This window comes from Micromonospora sp. L5 (assembly GCF_000177655.2).
Taxonomy (GTDB): Bacteria; Actinomycetota; Actinomycetes; order Mycobacteriales; family Micromonosporaceae; genus Micromonospora; species Micromonospora aurantiaca.
In genome coordinates, this window is the sequence record NC_014815.1 from 4,578,745 (window position 1) to 4,600,136 (window position 21,392).

The 21,392-nt window shown below is 70.2% G+C and carries 15 protein-coding genes, 4 pseudogenes and 1 riboswitch; of the genes and pseudogenes, 10 read left to right on the forward strand and 9 right to left on the reverse strand.

Annotated features, from left to right (window positions below):
- Positions 1-23: 23 nt before the first annotated feature.
- Positions 24-1,232 (forward strand): bifunctional cobalt-precorrin-7 (C(5))-methyltransferase/cobalt-precorrin-6B (C(15))-methyltransferase, encoded by a 1,209-nt coding sequence (locus tag ML5_RS21475; protein ID WP_013476138.1) that lies wholly within the window; start codon positions 24-26, stop codon positions 1,230-1,232.
- Entirely contained in the window at positions 1,229-1,984 is a 756-nt protein-coding gene (locus ML5_RS21480) for a cobalt-precorrin-4/precorrin-4 C(11)-methyltransferase (RefSeq protein WP_013476139.1), read from the forward strand. The genes ML5_RS21475 and ML5_RS21480 overlap by 4 nt, the downstream gene beginning before the upstream one ends.
- Here the strand turns inward: ML5_RS21480 and ML5_RS21485 are convergent, their stop codons facing one another.
- From ML5_RS21485 to ML5_RS21495, 3 genes are read right to left on the reverse strand one after another with little or no spacing between them, the layout of a single operon-like run.
- On the reverse strand, positions 1,985-3,487 hold the full coding sequence (locus tag ML5_RS21485) for a precorrin-2 C(20)-methyltransferase (RefSeq protein WP_013476140.1): 1,503 nt from the start codon (positions 3,485-3,487) through the stop codon (positions 1,985-1,987).
- Entirely contained in the window at positions 3,484-4,149 is a 666-nt protein-coding gene (locus ML5_RS21490; RefSeq protein WP_013476141.1) for a precorrin-8X methylmutase, read from the reverse strand. Before ML5_RS21490 ends, ML5_RS21485 begins: the two co-directional genes overlap by 4 nt.
- The gene (locus ML5_RS21495) at positions 4,146-5,024 is read right to left on the reverse strand and encodes a sulfite reductase subunit beta (protein WP_030275071.1); all 879 of its coding nucleotides are present in this window, start codon (positions 5,022-5,024) and stop codon (positions 4,146-4,148) included. Before ML5_RS21495 ends, ML5_RS21490 begins: the two co-directional genes overlap by 4 nt.
- Positions 5,025-5,069: 45 nt before the next feature.
- Positions 5,070-5,251, forward strand: a riboswitch (cobalamin riboswitch).
- A gap of 89 nt (positions 5,252-5,340) precedes the next feature.
- On the opposite strand from ML5_RS21495, the gene ML5_RS21500 reads away from it, so the two are divergent.
- The 3 genes from ML5_RS21500 to cobF are packed head-to-tail and all read left to right on the forward strand — an operon-like array spanning position 5,341 to position 10,357.
- Positions 5,341-5,985: a ferredoxin gene (locus tag ML5_RS21500; protein WP_013476143.1), complete on the forward strand. Its 645-nt coding sequence runs from the start codon at positions 5,341-5,343 to the stop codon at positions 5,983-5,985.
- Positions 5,982-9,581 carry a cobaltochelatase subunit CobN gene (gene cobN / locus ML5_RS21505; protein WP_013476144.1) on the forward strand — a complete coding sequence of 1,200 codons (3,600 nt, stop codon included), beginning with the start codon at positions 5,982-5,984 and terminating at the stop codon, positions 9,579-9,581. Before ML5_RS21500 ends, cobN begins: the two co-directional genes overlap by 4 nt.
- Complete coding sequence (gene cobF, locus ML5_RS21510) at positions 9,578-10,357, forward strand: precorrin-6A synthase (deacetylating) (RefSeq protein ID WP_013476145.1); 780 nt, start codon at positions 9,578-9,580, stop codon at positions 10,355-10,357. The genes cobN and cobF overlap by 4 nt, the downstream gene beginning before the upstream one ends.
- 89 nt (positions 10,358-10,446) lie before the next feature.
- On the opposite strand, the gene ML5_RS21515 is transcribed toward cobF, so the two are convergent.
- The 3 genes and pseudogenes from ML5_RS21515 to ML5_RS32935 form a co-directional block, all read right to left on the reverse strand.
- The gene (locus ML5_RS21515; protein WP_013476146.1) at positions 10,447-11,418 is read right to left on the reverse strand and encodes an IS481 family transposase; all 972 of its coding nucleotides are present in this window, start codon (positions 11,416-11,418) and stop codon (positions 10,447-10,449) included.
- Positions 11,419-11,588: 170 nt separating this feature from the next.
- A pseudogene (locus ML5_RS32930) lies at positions 11,589-11,927 on the reverse strand (cellulose binding domain-containing protein); the annotation flags it as partial.
- Positions 11,928-11,966: 39 nt separating this feature from the next.
- A pseudogene (locus tag ML5_RS32935) lies at positions 11,967-12,530 on the reverse strand (CotH kinase family protein); the annotation flags it as partial.
- A 45-nt stretch (positions 12,531-12,575) separates the two neighbouring features.
- On the opposite strand from ML5_RS32935, the pseudogene ML5_RS21525 reads away from it, so the two are divergent.
- The 5 genes and pseudogenes from ML5_RS21525 to ML5_RS21545 form a co-directional block, all read left to right on the forward strand.
- Positions 12,576-13,040: pseudogene (locus ML5_RS21525) on the forward strand (nuclear transport factor 2 family protein); the annotation flags it as partial.
- 121 nt (positions 13,041-13,161) lie between these two features.
- Positions 13,162-13,434 carry a GlsB/YeaQ/YmgE family stress response membrane protein gene (locus ML5_RS21530; RefSeq protein WP_013476147.1) on the forward strand — a complete coding sequence of 91 codons (273 nt, stop codon included), beginning with the start codon at positions 13,162-13,164 and terminating at the stop codon, positions 13,432-13,434.
- 161 nt (positions 13,435-13,595) lie between these two features.
- Positions 13,596-14,516, forward strand: coding sequence for a polyphosphate polymerase domain-containing protein (locus tag ML5_RS21535; RefSeq protein WP_013476148.1), 921 nt, complete (start codon positions 13,596-13,598; stop codon positions 14,514-14,516).
- 2 nt (positions 14,517-14,518) lie between these two features.
- Complete coding sequence (locus ML5_RS21540; protein ID WP_013476149.1) at positions 14,519-15,196, forward strand: DUF4956 domain-containing protein; 678 nt, start codon at positions 14,519-14,521, stop codon at positions 15,194-15,196.
- Positions 15,197-15,285: 89 nt separating this feature from the next.
- Positions 15,286-16,803, forward strand: coding sequence for a CotH kinase family protein (locus ML5_RS21545; protein WP_236619255.1), 1,518 nt, complete (start codon positions 15,286-15,288; stop codon positions 16,801-16,803).
- A 100-nt stretch (positions 16,804-16,903) separates the two neighbouring features.
- Here ML5_RS21545 and ML5_RS31255 read toward each other — a convergent pair whose 3' ends face one another.
- The 3 genes and pseudogenes from ML5_RS31255 to ML5_RS21565 form a co-directional block, all read right to left on the reverse strand.
- Entirely contained in the window at positions 16,904-17,710 is an 807-nt protein-coding gene (locus ML5_RS31255) for a M23 family metallopeptidase (RefSeq protein ID WP_030502021.1), read from the reverse strand.
- 264 nt (positions 17,711-17,974) lie between these two features.
- The gene (locus tag ML5_RS21560; RefSeq protein ID WP_013476153.1) at positions 17,975-20,005 is read right to left on the reverse strand and encodes a beta-galactosidase; all 2,031 of its coding nucleotides are present in this window, start codon (positions 20,003-20,005) and stop codon (positions 17,975-17,977) included.
- Positions 20,006-20,159: 154 nt separating this feature from the next.
- Positions 20,160-21,376: pseudogene (locus ML5_RS21565) on the reverse strand (low temperature requirement protein A).
- Positions 21,377-21,392 lie beyond the last annotated feature (16 nt).

A 21,392-nucleotide genomic window follows, 5' to 3' on the forward strand; every position in this document is an offset into this window, starting at 1 on the left:
GTGGGCGGCTAGGGTGCATCTCCATGGAGGAGCGGGTGACCGTGGTGGGGATCGGGGCTGACGGGTGGGTGGGTCTGCCGGAGCCGTCCCGGGCGCTGGTGCGGGCGGCCGCGACGCTGCTCGGCGGGCGGCGGCACCTCGAGGCGGTGCCGCCCGTCGACGGCCAGCAGCGCGTGGCGTGGCCGTCGCCGCTGCGGGACAATCTGCCAGGTGTGCTCGCCTCCGCGCGAGGGCCGGTTGTCGTGCTGGCCTCCGGCGACCCGCTCGTGTCGGGTATCGGCACGACGCTGCTGGACGTCCTGGGCCCGGAGCGCGTGACGATCGTGCCCGGGGTCTCCTCGGTAGCCCTCGCCCGAGCACGTCTCGGATGGCCGGCCGAGTCCGTCACCACGGTCAGCCTGGTCGGCCGGGACCTACGGCTGATCGTGCCTGCGCTCTCGGCCGGGCGCCGGCTGCTCGTGCTGTCCAGCGACGAGACGACACCCGCGGCCGTGGCCGCGGTGCTGACCGGGCTCGGTTGGGGGCAGTCCAGGCTGGTCGTGCTCGGTGACCTCGGTGCCGCCGGTGAGTCGTGTACCGCGACCACCGCGGCCGGGTGGGACCTGAACGACGTGCCGCGGTTGAACGTTCTCGCTGTCGAAGCTCGCGGTGCCGGTCCGGGCTGGGCCTCGGGCGGCGTGTTGCCCGACGACGCGTTCGAGCACGGCGGGCAGATCACCAAACGTGACCTGCGGGCCAGTGCCCTGGCCCGGCTCGCGCCCGCGCCCGGTCAGCTGCTGTGGGACATCGGCGCCGGCAGCGGCTCGATCGGTGTGGAGTGGATGCGGGCCTGGCCGACGGCACGGACGATCGCGGTGGAGCCCCGCTCCGACCGGGCCGCGCTGGTGCACCGCAACGCCGCTGCCCTCGGCGTGCCGGGTCTGTGTCTGGTCGAGGGTTCGGCGCCCGGGGCCCTGTCCGGCCTGGACCGTCCCGACGCGGTGTTCGTCGGCGGCGGGGCCACCGTCCCCGGCGTGCTGGACACCTGCTGGGATGCGCTCGGCGCCGGTGGACGGCTCGTCGTGCACGGTGTCACCGCCGAGACCGAGGCGGTGCTGCTGAAGCAGCACAGCCGGCGCGGCGGTGAACTCGTCCGCCTGCACGTCGAACGCGCCGAACCGCTCGGCGGCTTCACCGGCTGGACGCCCGCACGGGCAGTCAGCCAGTGGTCCATCGTCAAGGGAGATTCATGACCGTCCATTTCGTCGGGGCCGGGCCCGGCGCCGCCGACCTGCTCACCCTCCGCGCGGTACGCCTGCTCGAGTCCGCCGACGTGTGCCTGTACCCGGGCACGTACCTCGACGCCGAGGTGCTGGAGCACTGCCGTGACGACGCCCGGCTGATCGACACCCAGCACCTCGACCTGGACCAGATCACCACGCACCTGGTCCAGGCACACGCCGACGGGTCCGAGGTCGTACGGCTGTGCTCCGGTGACCCGTCGCTGTACTCGGCGGTGCACGAGCAGGCACGCCGGCTCGACGCCGCCCGGGTCCCGTGGGACGTCACGCCCGGCGTGCCGGCCTATGCGGCTGCTGCCGCCGCCGTCGGCGCCGAGCTGACCGTCCCGGAGCTGGCCCAGTCGGTCGTGCTCACCCGCGCGCAGGCCCGGTCCACGGTCATGCCGTCGGGAGAGAAGCTCGCCGCGTTCGCCGCGACCGGCGCGACGCTCGCCCTGCACCTGGCGGTCACGCGTACCCGCGAGCTGGCCGCCGAACTGGCCGGCTACTACGGCCACGACTGCCCCATAGTCGTGGTGCACCGGGTGTCGCAGCCGCAGGAGCTCATCCTGCGCGGCACGCTGGCCGACATCGGCGGCCGGGTCGAGCAGGCCGGTCTGCGACAGGCAGCGGTCATCCTGGTCGGCCCGGCGCTGGCCGGGGACGTCCGTGGCGGCGAGTCGTTCCTCTACTCGGCCGGTCGCGAGCGCCGCGTGCGCGGCTGATCAGGGCACGAAGCGCGGGCTCCAGACACGTCCGGCCGCGGTGACTCGCGTCGCCGAGGCGCCGATGATCAACAGGCATTTCATGTCGATGCTGCCGGGGTCCAGTTCGCCGAGCGAGGTGACGGTGAGACTCTCCCCGGCCCGGCCGATGTCGCGGCCCACGACCACGACCGTCCGGGGGGACTTGTGCTCCAGCAGCACGGCCCGGGCCTGCGCGACCTGTTCGGTGCGTGAGCGTGAGCGCGGGTTGTAGAGGGCCAGCACCAAATCCGCCTCGGCGACAGCGCGCAGCCGCTTGACCACGACCTCCCACGGCTTGAGCCGGTCCGACAGGCTCATCACCGCGAAATCGGCCCCGATCGGCGCGCCCGCGCGCGCCGCGACCGCCTGGACGGCGGAGATCCCGGGTACGACACGGATGGCGACGCCGGCGTAGCGGGGGTCCTCCGCGGCCTCGAACACCGCCGACGCCATGCCGAAGACGCCCGCGTCACCGCCGGAGACGACCGCGACGCGCTCACCGGCGAGCGCCAGTTCGAGCGCCTGCCGGGCCCGCTCGAGCTCGACCGTGTTGCCGGAGGCGTGGCGGACGAGTCCGGGGCGTTGCGCGACGCGCTGGACGTACGGGCCGTAGCCGACGACGTGGCCGGCCTCGGCGAGCACCTGCGACGCCTCGGGGGAGAGCCACCGATCGGGACCGGGGCCGAGGCCCACGACGACGACCTCGGCGCCGGGATAAGGTTCGGTGACCCTGGTGGCCGGGAGGTCGTAACGGGCCACTCCGGGCCGGGTGTCGCCGGGGACCAGCACGATCGAGAAGTACGGCACCGTGGCGGGGTCCACGTCGGCGACAGGCAGTACCCGCTCGGCGGTCATCGACGCCCGTTCGACGTACCAGGAGCCCTCGACGCGCCCGGCCTGCTCGAGCGCCGAGCGGACCTTGGTGAACGTCCGGCCCAGCTTCATGATCACCGCCCCGTCGGTGTCGGCGAGACGCCGGGCCAGCTCGGGCTCGGGCAACGTTCCCGGCAGCACGGTCAGCACGTCGGTCTGCCGGACCAGCGGCAGGGCGGTGGTGGCGGTGGCGGCGGCGAAGGCGGGCACACCGGCGACGACCTGCGTGTCGAACTCGCCGGCGAGCCGGTCGTGCAGGTACATGAACGAGCCGTAGAGCATCGGGTCGCCCTCGGCCAGCACGACCACGTCGCGGCCCGCACGAAGGTGGGCCCGCAGCCGCTCGGCGGCTTCGGCGTAGAAGTCGGCCATCGCCCCGGCGTACCCGCCCGGGTGCTCGGTGCTCTGGGTCGTCACCGGATAGACCAGCGCCTCCTCGATCACGTCGTCCGGGAACAGCCCGGCAGCGATGCGGCGCGCGTTGGACTGTTTGCCGACACCCTGGTGGTAGGCGATGACCTGGGCCGCGCCGATCAGCCGGGCGGCTTTGAGCGTGATCAGTTCGGGATCACCCGGGCCGACCCCGACGCCGGACAGCCGCCCGGTCACTCCGCCTCCCGGGCGAGGGCGTTGAGCGCGGAGGCGGCCATCGCCGAGCCGCCCCGGCGCCCGGTCACCACGAGATAGGGCACGTCGAGGCCGGGGGCGTCGGTGGCGAGGTCGATGAGCGCCTGCTTGGACTCGGCGGCGCCGATGAATCCCACCGGCGTACCGATGATCGCAGCTGGTCGTGGCGCGCCGTCGCGCAGCATCTCCAGCAGGTGGAACAGGGCCGTGGGGGCGTTGCCGAAGGCGACGACCGCGCCGGCGAGGTGGTCGGTCCACAGCGACACCGCCGCCGCCGACCGGGTCGTTGCCCACCGGTGGGCAAGCGCCGGGACCTCGGGTTCGTGCAGAAAGCAGCGGACCTCGTTGTCACGGGGCAGGCGGGCGCGGGTAACGCCGGCGGCGACCATGTGCGCGTCGGTCAGGATCGGCGCCCCCGCCTCCAGCGCCCCGCGGGCGGCGGCCACCAGGCCGGGGTGGATCACCAGGTTGCGGGTGAGGTCGGTCTGGCCGCATGCGTGGATCATCCGCACCGCGACCTTCTCGGCGTCGGCCGGCACACCCGAAAGATCGGCCTCGGCACGGATGGTGGCGAACGAGGCGTCGTAGATCGCCGCGCCGTCGGTGACGTAGTCGTAGCGGCGTGCCGGTGTGGTGAGACTCATGCGTTCTCCAGATCGGGGACGAGCAGGGTGCGGTACGGGGTGACGACGATCTCGCCGGCGCCGAGCGCGCGGATCTCCTCCAGCAGGGGAGCGTCCACTCGGCCGCCGGAAGCCGCGAGGTGCGCGGTGACGCGGCCGTCATCCTGAACGATCCTGCCCAGCGCGGGTGGAGGTGTGCTCACCCGGGTCCGCTCGGCACGGTCGAGTACGGTGCCCAGCAGCGCGGCGCCGGCGCCGGGCAGCTCGTCGACGTGCCAGGGTGAGTCCGGCCGGTCACCCGCGAGCCCGGCGAAGCGTACGGCGAGCCCGGTCAGCGCCGCGGCGGCCTCGTCCAGCCGGATGACTGGCCCCCACGCCGAGGTTCCGGCGCGTAGCTGCGCGGTGTCCGAGTCGAGCGCCACCAACCCCAGGTCCAAGTCACGGCTGACCAGATCACCGCGGCCGTCGTCAAGCACGAACAGGAACCGTCCGGTCAGCGCGGTGAGCCGGGGCTCGGCGCGCAGCCGTGCGTCGAGTCCGGCGACGACCGGGTGTAGATCGGCCCGGCCGCCACTGCGTCCGGTCAGCGGTGAGGCGAGGATGTTGCGGACCAGCTCGTGCGACGTGGACGGTACGAGCCCGGTCGCGATGACGTCGGCGACGACGGTCTCGGGCAGCCGCCCACCGTCGTGCTCGAGACCGCGCACCTGCAGGTTGGCGCGGCTGGTCAGGTGGACCGCGCCGTCGCCGTGCGCACGGGCCACCTCCACGAGTGCGCACAGCGCCGCAGTCGGCACGATCCCGCCGGGGACGCGCACCCGCACGAGCGCGCCGTCGTCGGCGATCCATGGGCGCAGCAGGCCGGGACACAGGTCGCGGCGGGTCCTCTCGGTCACGGCGACATGGTGCCAGAGCCCGTCCCCGGCGACACCGGCTGTCGGTGCTACCGTCGTGATGCCAGTCAAACTCAGCCATGAGCCAGGGAACCCGGTGCGAATCCGGGACTGACGCGCAGCGGTGAGGGTGACGGGCGGGGCACGACGCCACTGGACCCACGGTCTGGGAAGGCGCCCCGTCCGGTTGATCCCGAGTCCGAAGACCTGCTGGCCGCAGATCCGTCTGCGACACGTGCCCATCCAGGCCTCGCGCACAGGCCCCGGACGAAAGAAGACCCCGTGTCCCGATCGCACCGGATCACCGGCTCCTGACCCCGTGAGCGTCCTCGTTCACGTCGCGACCGCACTGACGGACGCCGCGTCGCCGGTGCTACGCGGGCAGGCCGAGGCAGCCGGCGCCCGACTGGCCTTCCTGCAAGCCGGCGAGCCGACGCTGACCCATGTGCTCGACCTGCTGCACGCCGAGGGCGCCCGGGAGGTTCGCCTGGAACCGGTGAGCACCGACGACCTGACTTTCGCCCGTTCGTGGGTGGGACGCGTGGCCGGCCACTGGCACCGTCAGCAGATCGACCCGCCGGTCATCCGGTTCGGCGAGCGCGCGATCACCGGGCACGAGGCGCCACTCACCTCACCGGCCTGGGACACCCTGCCGCCGTACCGCCATCATCTACTGCTGTGCCGCGGCCCGCGCTGCAGTGCCCGCGGCGCGGACGAGACCTATCGCGCGATCGTGGGCGCGCTCGTCGAGCAGCAGCTCACCGACGCCGACGTCCTCATGGCCCAGACCGGCTGCCTGTTCCCGTGCAACCACGGACCAGTCGCCGTCGTGCACCCCGACGGCACCTGGTACGGGCCGGTGCGACCCGGCGACGCGGCACGCCTCGTCGGCGAGCACCTACGCGCCGGCCGTCCGGTCGGCGACCTGCGCCTCGGCTCCCGTGTCACCGAAGGAGAAACATGACACGCATCGCCCTGCTGTCCACCTCGGACACCGACCTGCTCTCGGCGCGGGCCAGCAACGCGGACTGGTCCTGGGCCAACCCTGCCCGGCTCACCGGCGAGCGCCGCGACACCCTGACCACCGAGGCCGACGTGGTCGTTCTGCGGGTGCTCGGCTCGCCCGAGGACGTACGCGACCTCGCCGCGCTGATCCGCGGCACCGGCCGTCCCCTGGTCGTGCTCGGTGGGGAACGGACGCCGAACGCCGCGTTGATGGGGCTGTCGACCGTCCCGATCGGCGTCTGCGCCGAGGCGCACCGCTACCTCGCCGAGGGCGGCGCGGAGAACCTGCGCCAACTGCACGCCTTCCTGTCCGACACCGTGCTGCTGACCGGCGAAGGCTTCGAACCGCCGGCCGTGCTGCCCGAGTGGGGAGTCAGCCGGCAGCCGGCCCCGGACGCCCGGCCCCGCGTCGGAGTCCTGTACTACCGGGCCCACGAGGTGAGCGGCAACAACGCGTTCGCCCACGAACTCGCCGATGCCATCGACACCACCGGCGTGGCCGCCGGCGTACCGATCTACGTCTCGTCACTGCGGGCGGCGCCCGAGGAGTTGTACGCCGAACTCGCCACCCTGGACGCGATCGTCGTCACGGTCCTGGCCGCCGGCGGCGCCCGGCCCGCCACCGCGAGCGCCGGCGGCGACGACGAGTCCTGGGACGTCGAACGGCTGCGCGCCCTCGACATCCCCGTGCTGCAGGCTCTGGCGCTCACGTCCGGCAGAGCCGAGTGGGAGGCGTCCGACGAAGGCGTCACCCCGCTCGACTCCGCGACCCAGATCGCCATCCCCGAGTTCGACGGCCGCCTCATCACCGTCCCGTTCTCATTCAAGGAGGTCGACGCCGACGGCCTGCCCCGCTACGTGACCGACCCTGAGCGATGCACCCGCGTCGCGGGCATCGCCGTCAACCACGCCCGACTGCGGTATGTCCCGCCCGCCGAGCGCAAGGTGGCCCTCGTCCTGTCGGCCTACCCGACCAAGCACAGCCGCATCGGCAACGCCGTCGGCCTCGATACGCCCGTGTCGGCGATCCGATTGCTGCGCGCGATGCGAGATGCCGGCTACGACCTCGGCGCACCCGGCGCAATTCCCGGGCTCGACCCGCTGCTCCCGGTCGAGGGAGAGGATGCCGACACGACGGCCGGCAACGCGCTCATCCACGCTTTGATCGCCGCCGGTGGGCAGGACGAGGAGTGGCTCACGCAGGCTCAGCTCAGCGAGTCGCACGTGCGTATCAGCCGGGACGACTACCGGCGCTGGACTGCCGGATTGCCCGCCGCGCTGCGCGACGCCATGGCCGAGACCTGGGGCGAGGCTCCCGGCTCGCTTTTCGTCGACGACGACGGCGACATCGTGCTGGCCACCCTGCGCGCCGGTAACGTCGTCATCCTCATCCAGCCCCCGCGTGGCTTCGGCGAGAACCCGGTCGCGATCTACCACGACCCGGCCATGCCTCCGTCGCACCACTACCTGGCCGCGTACCGCTGGCTCGAACACGGCTTCGGCGCCGACGCGGTGGTGCACCTCGGCAAACACGGCTCGATGGAGTGGCTGCCGGGGAAGAACGCCGCGCTCTCAGCCGCCTGCGCCACGGACGCGGCAATCGGCAGCATGCCGTTGATCTATCCGTTCCTGGTCAACGATCCTGGCGAGGGTGCCCAAGCCAAGCGCCGCGCGCACGCCACCATCGTCGACCACCTGGTGCCGCCGATGGCACGCGCCGAAAGCTACGGCGACATCGCCAAGCTGGAGCAACTGCTCGACGAGCACGCCAACATCGCCGCGATGGACCCGGCAAAGCTGCCCGCGGTCCGCCAGCAGATCTGGACGCTGATGCAGTCCGCACAAATGCATCGCGACCTCGGCCTGGACGAACGGCCCGGCGACGAGGAGTTCGACGACTTCCTGCTGCACGTCGACGGCTGGCTGTGCGAGATCAAGGACGTACAGATCCGCGACGGATTGCACGTGCTCGGCCAGGCGCCGACCGGACAGGCACGCGTCAACCTGGTGCTCGCCGTGCTCCGCGCGACACAGGTCTGGGGCGGACAGAACCGGGCACTGCCCGGCCTGCGCGCCGCGCTGGGTCTTGCCGAGGACGCCCCGGCGGCCGACGTCGACGCCGTGGAAGCGCAGGCCCGTGCCCTGATCGAGGCGATGGAGAAGGCCAGCTGGCAGGCTGACGCGATCGACGCGCTGCACGACGACCCGGTGGTACGCGACGTCCTGCGCTTCGCCGCCGAGCAGGTCGTGCCGCGGCTGGCCGCCACCACCGACGAACTGACCAACGTCCTGCACGCGCTCGACGGCGGTTTCGTCCCGGCCGGGCCCTCCGGCTCCCCGCTGCGCGGACTGGTCAACGTCCTGCCGACCGGCCGTAACTTCTACACCGTCGACCCGCGGGCCGTTCCGTCCCGTCTGGCCTGGGAAACGGGACAGGCGATGGCCGAGTCCCTCGTCGCCCGGCACCTCGCCGAAACCGGCGAGCATCCCCGATCGGTCGGCCTCTCCGTGTGGGGCACCTCCGCGATGCGCACCTCCGGCGATGACATCGCCGAGGTGCTGGCGCTGCTGGGCGTACGCCCCATCTGGGACACGGCCTCACGCCGGGTCAACGGCCTGGAGGTGATCGGCCTCGACGAACTCGGCCGGCCCCGCATCGACGTTACCGTGCGCATCTCGGGATTCTTCCGCGACGCCTTCCCACACGTCATCGAACTCCTCGACGACGCCGTGCAGCTCGTCGCCGGGCTCGACGAACCCGATGAGCGCAACTACGTGCGGGCACACACCCGCCACGACCTCGCCGAGCACGGCGACCAGCGGCGGGCCACCACGCGGATCTTCGGTTCGAAGCCCGGATCGTACGGCGCCGGCATCCTCCAGGTCGTCGAGTCCGGCACCTGGCGCGACGACGCCGACCTGGCCGCCGTCTACACCGCCTGGGGCGGCTTCGCCTACGGCCGCGGCCTCGACGGAACCGCGGCAACCGACGACATGCGAACCAACTACCGGCGCATCGCCGTCGCCGCGAAGAACATCGACTCCCGCGAGCACGACATCGCCGACTCCGACGACTACTTCCAATACCACGGCGGCATGATCGCCACGGTCCGCGCGCTGACCGGCGCCGAACCCAGGGCGTACGTCGGTGACTCCACCACGCCGGACGCCGTACGCACCCGCAGCCTGCAGGAAGAGACCAACCGCGTCTTCCGCTCGCGGGTGGTCAACCCGCGCTGGATCGCGGCGATGCAGCGCCACGGCTACAAGGGAGCGTTCGAGCTCGCCGCCACCGTGGACTACCTCTACGGCTTCGACGCCACCGCCGGTGTCGTCCACGACTGGATGTACGAGTCGCTGGCCCGCGAATACGTCCTCGACGAGACGAACCAGCAGTTCATGCGCCGCGCGAACCCCTGGGCACTGCGCGGCATCGTGGAACGGCTGAACGAGGCCGCCGACCGTGGACTGTGGGCCGAACCGGACGCCGAGGTCATGGCGGAGATGGCCCGCGTGTACCTCGAGGTCGAGGGAGACCTGGAGGATCAGGCGTGACACGGCGCCTCACCCTGGTCGGCCTCGGCCCGGGCGACCCCGAACTGGTCACGGCCCAGGCCGTCCGGGCACTCAACGAGGCCGACTACTTCCTTGTCGCCGACAAGACCGGACAGCACCCGGGCACGGCCGACCTCATCGCGATGCGAGAGGCGATCTGCGCCCGGCACGTCACCGGCGCCTGGCGGCTCGTGCACGTACCCGACCCGGAACGCGACCGTGCCGACCCGGCCGACTACACCGGCGCGGTACGCGACTGGCACGAGGCACGGGCCCAGGCGTTCGAGCAGGCATTGCTGGACAACCCGGGAGACGCCGCAGTGCTCGTCTGGGGTGATCCGGCCCTGTACGACTCGGCGATCCGTGTGGCCGACCGCATCGCCGAACGCGCGCGGGTCGACATCACCGTGGACGTCGTACCCGGCCTCAGCAGCATCCAACTGCTGGCGGCACACCACCGGCTCGTCCTCAACACAATCGGTGGCCCGATCACCATCACGACCGGTCGCCGCCTGCTCCACGACGCGGCGACACACGACAACCTCGTCGTCCTGCTCGACGGGGCATTGACCTGTCGCCAGCTCCCCGGACTGTCGGCCTGGCAGATCTGGTGGGGCGCGAACCTCGGCTCGTCCGACGAGCAACTGGTGGCCGGCAACCTTGACGAGGTCGCCGACCGGATCTGGTCCCGGCGGACGGCGGCGAAACAAAGCCGCGGCTGGGTCATGGACACGTATTTGTTGCGCCGGGCCGGCAGCCTCGAGCGGCGATCCTGAGAATCACATCCTTTGACCCACCGATGATCACCCAGCCGCGAACGCACTCCTGCGATCGCTGGCCGCAACCCGTTACCGTGCGTGCCGCTCTAGCTGTAATGCCCAGCAGCGTTGTTGACGCGGCTGATGGGTGGTTTGCCGCGGAGCGAGGTGTGGTTGCGGTGGTGGTTGTAGGTGTGCAGCCAGGCGGGTAGAGCGTCAGCGCGTTGCTGGTTGTTGGTGAAGGGTTGGGCGTAGGCCCATTCGTCGCACAGGGTGCGGTTGAAGCGTTCGGCTTTGCCGTTGGTCTGTGGTCGGTAGCGGCGGGTGAAGCGGGCGGTGGCACCGAGGTCGGTCAGGGCCTGGTGCCAGGCTCGGCCGCGGTGGTAGGCCAATGCGTTGTCGGTCATGACGCGTTCGACGCGGGTGATTCCGTGGGTGGCGAAGTGCTCGGCGGCGCGGCGGAGGAAGCCGGCACAGGTGTCGGTTTTCTCGTCGGGGTGGATCTCGGCGTAGGCGAGACGGGTGTGGTCGTCGATGGCGCAGTGCACGTAGTCGAAGCCGACACGGCCGGCGGTGCGGGCACGGCGGTGTTCCAGGCTGTCGCGGCCCAAGATGCGCCAGCCGCCGCCGTCGCGAACCCGGCCGAGTTTCTTGACGTCGACGTGGATCAGCTCGCCGGGCCGGTCGCGCTCGTAGCGGCGGATGAGCTGACCGGTGGGCCGGTCGAGCCAGGCCAGGTGGTGTAGACCGTGCCGCGTCAGAACGGCGTGCACCGTCGAGGCCGGCATCCCGAGCAACGGTCCGAGCCGGCGAGCTCCGAGTTTGCGTTCCTGGCGCAGTTGGCAGACCCGCGCCTCCAGCTGGGCGGGCGTCTTGTGTGGCTGGTGGTGAGCCCGGCTGGATCGATCCCGCAGACCAGCGTCGCCCTCGGCCCGCCACCGCTGTAGCCACTTGTAGCCGGTGGCCCGAGAACAGCCCAGTTCCTTCACGACGTGGGCCACCGGCCGACCCTGGTCAACGACACGCGTGATGAGCAGCCGCCGGCCGTGGATGGTCAGCCGGGCATTACGGTGGGCCATGGAGACCTCCGGTTCCGTGTGGGCGTCAGCACCTCACACCTCGCCGGAGGTCTCGCCTCGTCTCAAGCCGCCACGCCGTCAACAACCCTCATGGGCATTACATCTAGCGCCTTGCGCCGAGCCCTGAGCGCGAGCGTAGTGTGGCGCGCGGTGGCCACTGCGCGGCTGAATCAGCTCGCGGTGCAGGTAGGTGTCGGTGTGGTGGGTGTACTGGTGGTGGAGCCGAGGAAACCGAAGGTGGTGCTGGCGCCTGGGGCGAGGCTGCCGTTGTAGCTGACGTTGCGGGCGGTCACCGCGGATCCCTGATTGGTGACTGTCGCATTCCACGCCTGGGTGACCGTCTGCCCCGCGGGGTAGGTCCAGGTCACGGTCCAGCCGTTGATCGCCGTGCCGCCCGCGGTGACCCGCACCTCGCCCTGGAAGCCGCCCGACCACTGGCTGGTCACCGTGTATGTGGCGGCACAGCCGCCTCCGCCAGTCGGCGGTGGGGTGGTCGGCGGGGGCGTGGTCGACCCGCCCCAACCGGTGGTCGAGTCGAGCCAGGCAGCGCGGCGCAGCATCCAGTCCCGCATGAACTGGACCTGCCCCTGCCAAGTCGGTGAAGTCGGCGTGACGAAGGGCCCGATCATCCGGGTGCTCAGGTTGGGCCAGCGCTGGAAGTTGCGCTGTGCCCCGTTGGTCAGCGGACCGGTGAGGGCGTTGATTCGGGACTGCAACGATGCGTCGGACAGTGGGCCACGGCGCAGCGTCTGCCAGCGCAGCCGCACCTCGTTGACGAAGGCCGGGTCACGCATCAGCTGCGTGTACCAGTCGTTGGCCACCGGTTGGCGGATCTGCTGGTACTGCCAGCCGGATGTCTGGTCGTTCTGGAAAAAGCCGCCCACACCGAAGGTGAGGTTGTAGTCCCAGAGCGGGCCAGCGGAGATCTTGGTGTCGCGGTCCTTGTAGAAGTACGCGCTGCGGATGTACGAGTCCATCTCCCGGCTCAGCTCGTTGATGATGAGCTGGTCTATGAAGGAGGGCACGTCGATGTACGCCCGGTAGCCGGTGACCGGGTCGGCGAAGTTCGGTGCCCGCAGGACGTTGTGGAATTCCTGAAGATGGTTACGCAACCAGTCGCGTTGCTCTGGTTGCAGGGGGGACGGATCGGTGACCTCAAGGTAGTTCCAGCAGCTTGCCGCCGGCCCGGTGCAGGGCAGGATCGGCTCCTCGGCGAGCTGGGCGACGCGGGGCAGCGGGAGGTGGCCAGGCGGTACGCCGCCGCGTGGGAGTCCGGCGACGTCGAGACGATCGTTGCGATGCTGACGGAGGACGCGCGGTACTCGATGCCGCCGCTGACCGTCTGGTACGAGGGCCGTGAGCAGCTCCGCGGCTTCCTGACCGAGGTGACGGGCGGGCGGAGGTGGCGGTTCCTGCCGACGAGTGCCAACGGGCAGCTCGCGTTCGGGACGTACCTCTGGAACGACGCGGCTGCCGCCTACCTGCCGGCGGGGCTGGACCTGCTCGTGCTGCGGGGGCGCCGGGTGGCCGAGGTCGTCTCGTTCCTCGACGTGCCCCTGCCCGACTTCGACCTGCCAGATCGGCTGCCGGGAAGGAAGTCGCAGACGGGCCTGCACCTGTAGTGCACGCGGCCAGCGCGTCGCCTCGGCGAGGTCCGGACCGCTCGGCGTGGCTGGTTTCGGCGGTTGTGGGGGAGGGGCAAGGATAGGAACCGACGACAACCCCTCCGGAGGGACGGCTCTCGTGGAAGTTACCGGCTTCTTCACCGCGATCATCATCGGTCTGGTCATCGGCGCACTCGGCCGCCTGGTGGTGCCGGGCAAGCAGAACATCCCGATCTGGCTGACCCTGCTCATCGGTGTGGTCGCTGCGATCCTCGGCACCCTCGTCGCCGGTGCGCTCGGTGTCGACGACACCCGCGGTATCGACTGGATCGAACTGGCCATCCAGGTCGCCTTCGCCGCGATCGGCGTGGCGCTCGCGGCAGGCGCGTACGGCCGGCGCCGTATTCGCTGACCGCTCCCGGCACGACGGCGGCCCACCCCGGCGCGGGGTGGGCCGCCGTCGTGCCGTCCACCTGTCGTTCAACTGGAATTCGTATGTTCTTCACAGCCGGCTCTGAGGTTGACCTGATTACCTCCCTTTCGTCCTAGCCGTTTGCAGATGGGCGACGAGAGATGCGAAACCCCCTTCGACGACGAGGTGTACCGCCCGATCCCACCGGGGACGGCCCGCCGGGGCCGGTCCCGCCGGAGCATCCGGCGCTGCGGGTCGCGAATGATCAGGCCGGTCACGCGTTGCGGGCGCCGAGCAGGCTGCACGCCTTCAACCGGTACGAGATCAAGTACGTGATGCCGTACGCCGTGGTGCCGGAGCTACGCGAGGCCCTCGCTCGCCGGCTCGATCTCGACGCCTACGCCGCCGGTGGCGGCTACGGAGTGTGGAGCGTCTACTACGACACGCCTGACCTGCGCTTCTACTGGGAGAAGATCGAGGGACTACGGTTCCGGCGCAAGCTGCGGCTTCGAAACTACGGCGACCGGTTCCGAATCGACGACGACAGTCCGGTGTTCGTGGAGATCAAGCAGCGGGTCAACCGGGTCACGCAGAAGCGGCGGGTGGAGTTGCCCTACCGGCTCGCCCGGGATCTGTGCGACCGCCGGATGGCGGTCGACCACGACCCCGGGCAGGGGGCGTTCCTCGATGAGGTTCTCGACCTTCTCTGCCGGCTGGATCTGCGGGCCGTGGCGATGACCGGCTATCAGCGGGAGGCGTTCATCGGCCGGGACGCCGACTCCGGCCTGCGGGTGACGATCGACCACCGGGTGCGGGGGCGGGACCGGGACTTCCATCTCGGGGCGGACGTCGAGAACCGTCTCATCGTCCCGGCCCGGCTGGCCGTGGTGGAACTCAAGGCCGACGAGCGGGTTCCTCGCTGGCTCACCGACCTGACCGCCCAGATGAACATGTCCGTGGTGCGGGTTTCCAAGTACTGCCAGAGTGTCGAGGCGTTCGGTCGTGCGCCTCGCTCGATCTTTCATGTTGCCGACGACGACGCCGGTGCCCTGGTGCCGGCCGCCAACCGAAGTGAGGCGTGACAATGCCGTTCGATGTTCAGGATCTGTCCGGCACGTTCAGCATCGGCGACATCGCCATCGCGCTGTCGCTGTCGTTCGTGCTCAGTGCGATGATTGGCTGGGTCTACCGGTTCACCCACCGAAACGTCTCCTACAGCCAGTCCTACGTCCAGACACTGGTCATCCTGGGCATGCTGATCGCATTGATCATGCTGGTGGTGGGGTCGAACATCGCGCGGGCGTTCGCGCTGGTGGGGGCGTTGTCCGTGGTGCGGTTCCGTAACGCGATCAAGGAAACCCGCGACGTCGGCTTCATCTTCCTGGTGATGGGCGTCGGCATGGCCGCCGGTACCCGCTTCTACACGCTCGCGATCGTCGCTGCGGTGGCGATCAGCCTGATCATCGTGGTGATGTACCGGTTCAACTGGTTCGCATCGAGTGTCCAGCGGCAGGTGGTCAAGGTCCAGGTGCCGCCGGACGGCAACTACACCGCGAGCGTCCAGGACGTGCTCATCGCACACACCAGCGAGTTCGAACTGGTCAGCATGGAGTCCATCCGGGGCGGCGCGCTGACCGAGCTCATGTACACGGTCCGGTTGAAGAAGGGCCACGAGCCGGGTGACCTCATCAACGCCCTCGGTGAGCGTACCGGTGGCCAGCGGGTGACCGTCCTGACCGGCTACGACCAGACGGACCTGTGATGCCACGGTTTGCGATTCCGGAGTCGTCCGCGCCCCCACCGACGCCCCCGCCGGCTCGACGGCGACTGCGGCACCGGGTTCCGATCCGGGTGCGGCACTACTGGAAGCTGCTCGTGACGTGTGCCGCGTTCGTGGTCATCTGCGCGGTGGTGTTCAGCACCGTGCGGGTCGCGCCGCTGGTCGTCAGCAGCAGCGACCAGACCGCCGACGAGGTCACGCAGGATATCGCCGGCGCGGTCGACCTCTTCGACGCCGGGGTCGCCCACACGATCACGCTCACCTACCGGGAGAAGGACTACCAGGAGATCCTGGACGACTACTGGGACGACGGTGAGAAGACCTGGCTCGAGGCGGACCTCACGATCGACGGCGCCACCATCCCCAGCGTCGGTATCCGGCTCAAGGGCAACTCGACACTCTCCGGCCTGACCCGCAATGGTGAGTCCCGGCGTGCCGGGGCGGGCCGCGGCGGGTTGCCCGGCGGCGGGCAGATGGCCGGGCCTGGTGGTGCGCAGCCCGGTGGTGCTGGACCGGGCGGGTTCGGGCGGTCCTCCCTCAAGGCGGAGGAACCGGAGAACCTGCCCTGGCTGGTTCGCTTCGACGAGTTCATCGACGGACGCCGCTATCAGGGGCACCGTGAGGTGACGTTGCGGGTGGCGGGCATGGGTGGCGGCGGCGGCACGACGGTTCTCAACGAGGCCGTCGCGCTGGGGGCGCTCGCGGCCGCCGAGGTGGATGCGCAGCGTTACGCATACTCCAGCTTCACCGTGAACGACCGGCCGACCACCACCCGCCTCGTGGTCGAACATCCGGACGAGACCTTCGCCGACGCGCTGGGCGAGTCCGGTGTTCTGTACAAGAGCATATCGACCAGTCAGTTCACGGACCAGGGCGATGATCCCATCGACTACGCCGACGACTTCAAGCAGATCACCCTGAAGGGCAGCCAGGATCTACAGCCAGTCATCAAGCTGATCAAATGGGTCCAGGAGAGCAGCGACGCCGACTTCGACGCGCACCTCGCCGATCATGTCGACGTGACGTCGTTCGCTCGTTACGTGGCCGCGCAGAACCTGCTGCTCAACTTCGACGACATGTCCGGGCCGGGCCGGAACTACTACCTGTGGTACGACCTGAAGACGAAGAAGTTTTCCGTCATCGGCTGGGACTACAACCTCACCTTCTCCGGTGAGGCCACCCAGGGGCCGCATGACGCGGGCCGGATGGGTGGCCGGTCGCCGCAGGATGGTGCGGCCGGCGATCAGCCCCCGGCCGGTATGGATCGACCCGGCGCCGGGCAGTTCCCGGACGGCGGCGACGGTGAGGGGGGCCGGGCGCGGGGGATGATGAGCGGGCACAAGCTCAAGGAACGCTTCCTCGCCAGCGCGGCCTTCAAGACGGTGTACGAGGATGCCTATCGCGAGCTGTACCAGAAGATCTACGCGCAGAACGGCGCGCAGAAGGCGCTCGACGAGATCGTCGCCGTGCTGCCGACGGTCGGCGGCTACCAGGCGCAGACCACCGACACGGCAGTCGAGCAGCTCCGCGCTCTGATCGGGCGGCGCAGCGACCACCTCGCGACCGATGCGGTGATCACTGCCGGATGAGGCGTCCGGGCATGAACGAGCCGGTCGGCGGCGTGCGTGGAGGCATGTCGCCGATCGGCTCCGCCGGGTTCCCGCGGTGCCGGCACCTGCGGGGGCCGGATCAGGCCGGCACGTTACCGTTGAGGTAAGCGTTGATCTGGTCGATCTCCAACGCGTTGAAGATCTCGGGTTGATCCGCAGCCTGGTTGGAGTTGATGATCCGCTTGAACAGGTTGTAGTGGGCCATCGACCGCAGGCCGATGACGCGGTTGGGGGTTACCAGGTAGCCGGTACCGCCGGTGCTCCAGATCAGATACATCAGTCCGTCCTTGGTGACAATCTCGGGTGGAGTTCCGGGCGCCCCGGCATACGGGGCGCCCTTGAGAACCGACTCGGGGTCAACTCGCTGTCCGTTCGGCTGGAATATTTCAAGGTGCAGGTGCGGGCCGGTCGAGTGACCGGTGGATCCCACGTTGCCGATGTGCTGGCCGGCAGCGACCTGCGTGCCTGTCCCGACCCTGGGAGTCTCCCGCATGTGCCCGTAGACACTCCGCCAACCATCGGCGTGGGTGATGACGGCGTGGTGACCGAGGCCGCTCGCGCTGTACGAAACACCGGTCACCGTACCCGCCGCAATCGAGCGGATGGGATAACCGAGGATTCCCGAGTAGCTGTAGTCGGTTCCGTTGTGCATCCTGGACACGCCGGTGATGGGGTCCGTGCGTGGTCCGAACGTGGACGTGATGGGCACCCACTTGTCGAACGGCCGGTTCCACCTCGGAGTAGCGCCGTAGGCGGCCTCCGCGAGCCATGCCTCCGGAATGACGCCGGCGGCGAGCGCCGCAGTGACCAGGCCGAGCAGGCGACGGCGGTTGACGCCACGGGACGCCAGGTCGTCCCCCGGGCATGGTTCGTCGATTGCCTGCATCCGGCTCCCTGCTCCCGCTATCAGTCGACATCTAAGGACATGGATCTTAGGGGGCTCGGCTCGGCGGCTGTCAAGAGCCGGTCGGGCCGTCGCAAGCCGGAGTGGCACCGGTCGTCGGGTCGTCCACGTCCCACCGGGTCTCGTGCGCGTTGGACCGCGTGTGCGGCAGGCTGTCCGATTCGGCCATGGTGTGCGACAGGGCGCTCTGCCCGAATATCCTCCGGTCCACCCCGACGCCGTTGACGGCTGCCCGCGCTGCGACGTTCACTCGTCCTCCCGCAGCACCACCACCCCCCGGGCCGAAAGCCGCAGCGGCGCGCCGGGGTCGACCCGGTCTCCGGTGAGCAGGTCGACCCCGCCGGAGCGGGCGGCCACCTCGACCGGCTCGGACCGGTGGTTGAGCAGGAACAGCAGCCGGGCTCCGTCGGGGGTGACCCGAGTGGCCGACTCCAGACCCGGCAGGTCCGGAGCGGGGCCGAGCAGGTCGTGGCGGGCCAGCACCTGGCGCACCACCCAGGACACGCCGGTCCCGTCCAGGCCTGCGCCTACGTACCATCCGTGCCCGGCACCGAAGGTGTTGCGCGTCACTGCGGGGGTGCCGGCGTAGAAGTCGGCCCGGTAGGTGCCGATCACCTCCGCGCTCTGCGGAACGATTAGTTCGAACAGCAACCGGGCCTCGACCTCGAGCCGATCGTCGCTGCCGAGACGGACCGGGTTGACCACGTCGGGGCCGCGGGCGTCCCACTCGTCGACCCGTATCCCCATCAGCTCGCCGAGTGGCCCGGGTACGTCGGCCAGGAACGCGTTGTCGTTCTCGTCCACCCGGCCCGACAGGAACGTGGTCAGCACCGACCCGCCGCGGGCAGCGACCGCCTCCAGCCGGCGCGGCAGATCGCCCTTGAGCATGTGCAGCACCGGCGCGACGACGACGTCGTAGCGGGACAGGTCCGCGGTCACCGGGACGACGTCGAGGTCTGCCCCTGCGTCCCACAGCGCACGGTGGTACCGCTGCACCACCTCCAGGTACCGGACGAGTCGCGACGGCCCGTCGGAGATCTCCAGCGCCCACCAGCTGTCCCAGTCGAACAGCAACGCGACCCGGGCCGGGGTCCGGGCGCCCAGCGAGGCCGCGCCGAGCCGGTCCAGTTCGGCGCCCAGCTCGGCGACCTCGCGAAACACCCGGGTGTCCGAGCGGCCGGCGTGGCCGATGACCGCGCCGTGGTACTTCTCGCAGGCACCCCGCGCGGCGCGGAGCTGGAAGAACAGCACCGCGTCGGCGCCGTGGGCCACCGCCTGCCAGCTCCACAACCGCAGCAGGCCGGGTCGCTTCAGCGGATTGACGTCCCGGCAGGCGGTGCTGCTCGGCGTTTGTTCCATCAGCCAGAACGGCTGGCCGTCCTTGAGTCCACGCATGAGGTCGTGTGCCAGTGCCATCCGGGCGGCCGAGTCGTCGTCGGGCGGGTAGTTGTCCCAGGAGGCGAAGTCCAGTTCCGGCGCCCAGCGGTGATAGTCGATCGGGCGGTACAGGCCCATGAAGTTGGTGGTGACCGGGATGTCCGGGCTGTACTCCCGGATGGCGGATTTCTCGTCGCGGAAGTTGGCCAGCATCGCGTCGGAGGTGAACCGCAGATAGTCCAGCGTGATGCCGGCGAAGGCGGTGTGGTCCGGCCCGCGCCAGTGCTCGGTCAGCGCCGACGGCGCCTCGATCTGATCCCAGTCGGTGAAGGTGTGCGACCAGAAGGTGGTGTACCAGGCGGAGTTCAACTCGTCGATCGTTCGGTAGCGCTGGCGTAACCAGCTGCGGAAGCCGGCCGCGCAGAGGTCGCAGTAGCAGGCGCCGCCGTATTCGTTTCCCACGTGCCAGGCGGCGATCGCCGGGTTGCCGGCGTAGCGACGGGCGATCCGGCGGGCCAGCTCGGCGGAGAGACGGCGGAACACGGGGGAACTGGGGCAGGAGTTGTGCCGCTGCCCGAACCGGTGGCGGCGGCCCTCGAAGTCGGTGCGGGTCACCTCCGGGTGTGCCCTGGCCAGCCAGGGCGGATGCGCCGCTGTCCCGGTGGCCAGGCAGATGCTCCGCCCCTCGGCGGAGGCCCGGTCGACTATCCGGTCCAGCAGCGTGAAGTCGTAGACGTCCTCGGCCGGCTGGACGAGCGCCCAGTCGAACACCCCCAGCGTGACGAGGTCGATCCGGGCGGCGTCGAACAGCCGGTAATCCTGCTGCCACACGTCCTCGGGCCACTGCTCGGGGTTGTAGTCTCCACCGAAGAGAATCTTGCGGGTGACGGGAAGGCTCATGGGGTGAATCCGTCCGTCGATAACTTCCGGTAAGCGCGTGCCATCTTTCCGAAAAGTCATGAGCATCGCTACCGGGTGCCCGTGAACCGATCGGTCATTTCCTGGCGCGGCCCGGCCCACGGAAGGGTCGGGAAGTGCCTGTACCGGGCGGGAGTCAGTATGGGGGGGCGGGCGGGTTCGGCCGGGTGTCCGCGCGACCGGCGTGCGTCGGCGGTGGCTGCGGCGGAGAGGATGGCCACCGCCGCGACCGCGGCGGCGAGCGGCGACATGTGTATCGCGACGGGATAGCACAGCAGCAATGCCGCAAGGGCCACGTAGCGTGAGGGGGAGACGCGGGCGACACATGGTATTCGAGCCGCGCCCGGCCGGCGATGAAGAGGGCGGGGCCGAGCAGGATGGGCGCGATCCAGGTTGCCGGGGCGTGACCGAGGGGCTGTTCGATGGTGATCTCGTAGCCGAGAGCCGTGGTCACGACACCGACGATCATGATGAGGTGCGTGTCGGCGGCAGACCGGCCGATGACCGACGGCGCTCGGGAATGTGCGATCGCCTCGGCGAGAATGTGCCCCGCCCGGTAGTAGTACAGGCGCCACAACGCCGCCGAGGTGAGCGCGGCGACGACGAAGGCGAGGGTGTGGTCGCGGTCGAACGGTCCGGTGCTGTAGGTGAAGCCGATCACCAGGATCGTCTCACCGAGCGCGATGAGGAAGAACTGCTGGTACCTCTCGGCGAGGTGCTCCGCGGTGATGTCCCAGCGTTCTGGTTCGGAATGCCCCAGGCCCGGCAGGGGCCATCCGGTCCGCGCCGCAGCATACTCCACGGCGAGGGCGGCTGCCCAGGCCGGCACGAGGACTGGACCGTCCACGAAGGCTCCGATGATCCACAGCGCGCCGGTGACGCCGTACGTGATCAACATGCGGCCTTTGAGCAGCCGGCGATCCCGGTCGTGGATCACGAGCATCAGGATCAAGGGGCGGGCGAGTTGCCCAGCCGCGTAGGCGATGGCGAATGCCTCGGCATAGCCGTCGAAGGCGCGCGGGACCGTTACCCCCATCACCAGCCCGGCGCCAACGCCACGGCGACCACGGTCTGCAGGGCCAACGAATCCGGGTGGTAGCGGCTGGTGGTCCAGGCGGTTCCCTGCCAGAGGCCGAACAGTGCCAACAACAACAGCAGGGTCAGAAACGCCTGCCAGAGCGCCTGCGGCCAGGCTCGCCCGTCCGGCTCGATGACCATGTGATCGTAGACGCGGGACACGATTCGGGTCAGCGCGAAGACGAACACCAGGTCGAAGAACAGCTCGAGAAAGGTCGCCCGCGATTGGCGAGTCTGTGCTGGCGACGTCGGCTCCGCCGGATGGTGCTGCCACACGAATCCTCACCCCCGA

Coding starts and splice junctions, on each gene's coding strand:
- ML5_RS21560 (WP_013476153.1), bottom strand. CDS start 20,005: ATGAGCCTTCCCGTCACCCGCAAGATTCTCTTCGGTGGAGACTACAAC.
- ML5_RS21480 (WP_013476139.1), top strand. CDS start 1,229: ATGACCGTCCATTTCGTCGGGGCCGGGCCCGGCGCCGCCGACCTGCTC.
- cobN (WP_013476144.1), top strand. CDS start 5,982: ATGACACGCATCGCCCTGCTGTCCACCTCGGACACCGACCTGCTCTCG.
- ML5_RS21540 (WP_013476149.1), top strand. CDS start 14,519: ATGCCGTTCGATGTTCAGGATCTGTCCGGCACGTTCAGCATCGGCGAC.
- ML5_RS21490 (WP_013476141.1), bottom strand. CDS start 4,149: ATGAGTCTCACCACACCGGCACGCCGCTACGACTACGTCACCGACGGC.
- ML5_RS21515 (WP_013476146.1), bottom strand. CDS start 11,418: ATGGCCCACCGTAATGCCCGGCTGACCATCCACGGCCGGCGGCTGCTC.
- ML5_RS21535 (WP_013476148.1), top strand. CDS start 13,596: ATGCGAAACCCCCTTCGACGACGAGGTGTACCGCCCGATCCCACCGGG.
- ML5_RS21475 (WP_013476138.1), top strand. CDS start 24: ATGGAGGAGCGGGTGACCGTGGTGGGGATCGGGGCTGACGGGTGGGTG.
- ML5_RS31255 (WP_030502021.1), bottom strand. CDS start 17,710: ATGCAGGCAATCGACGAACCATGCCCGGGGGACGACCTGGCGTCCCGT.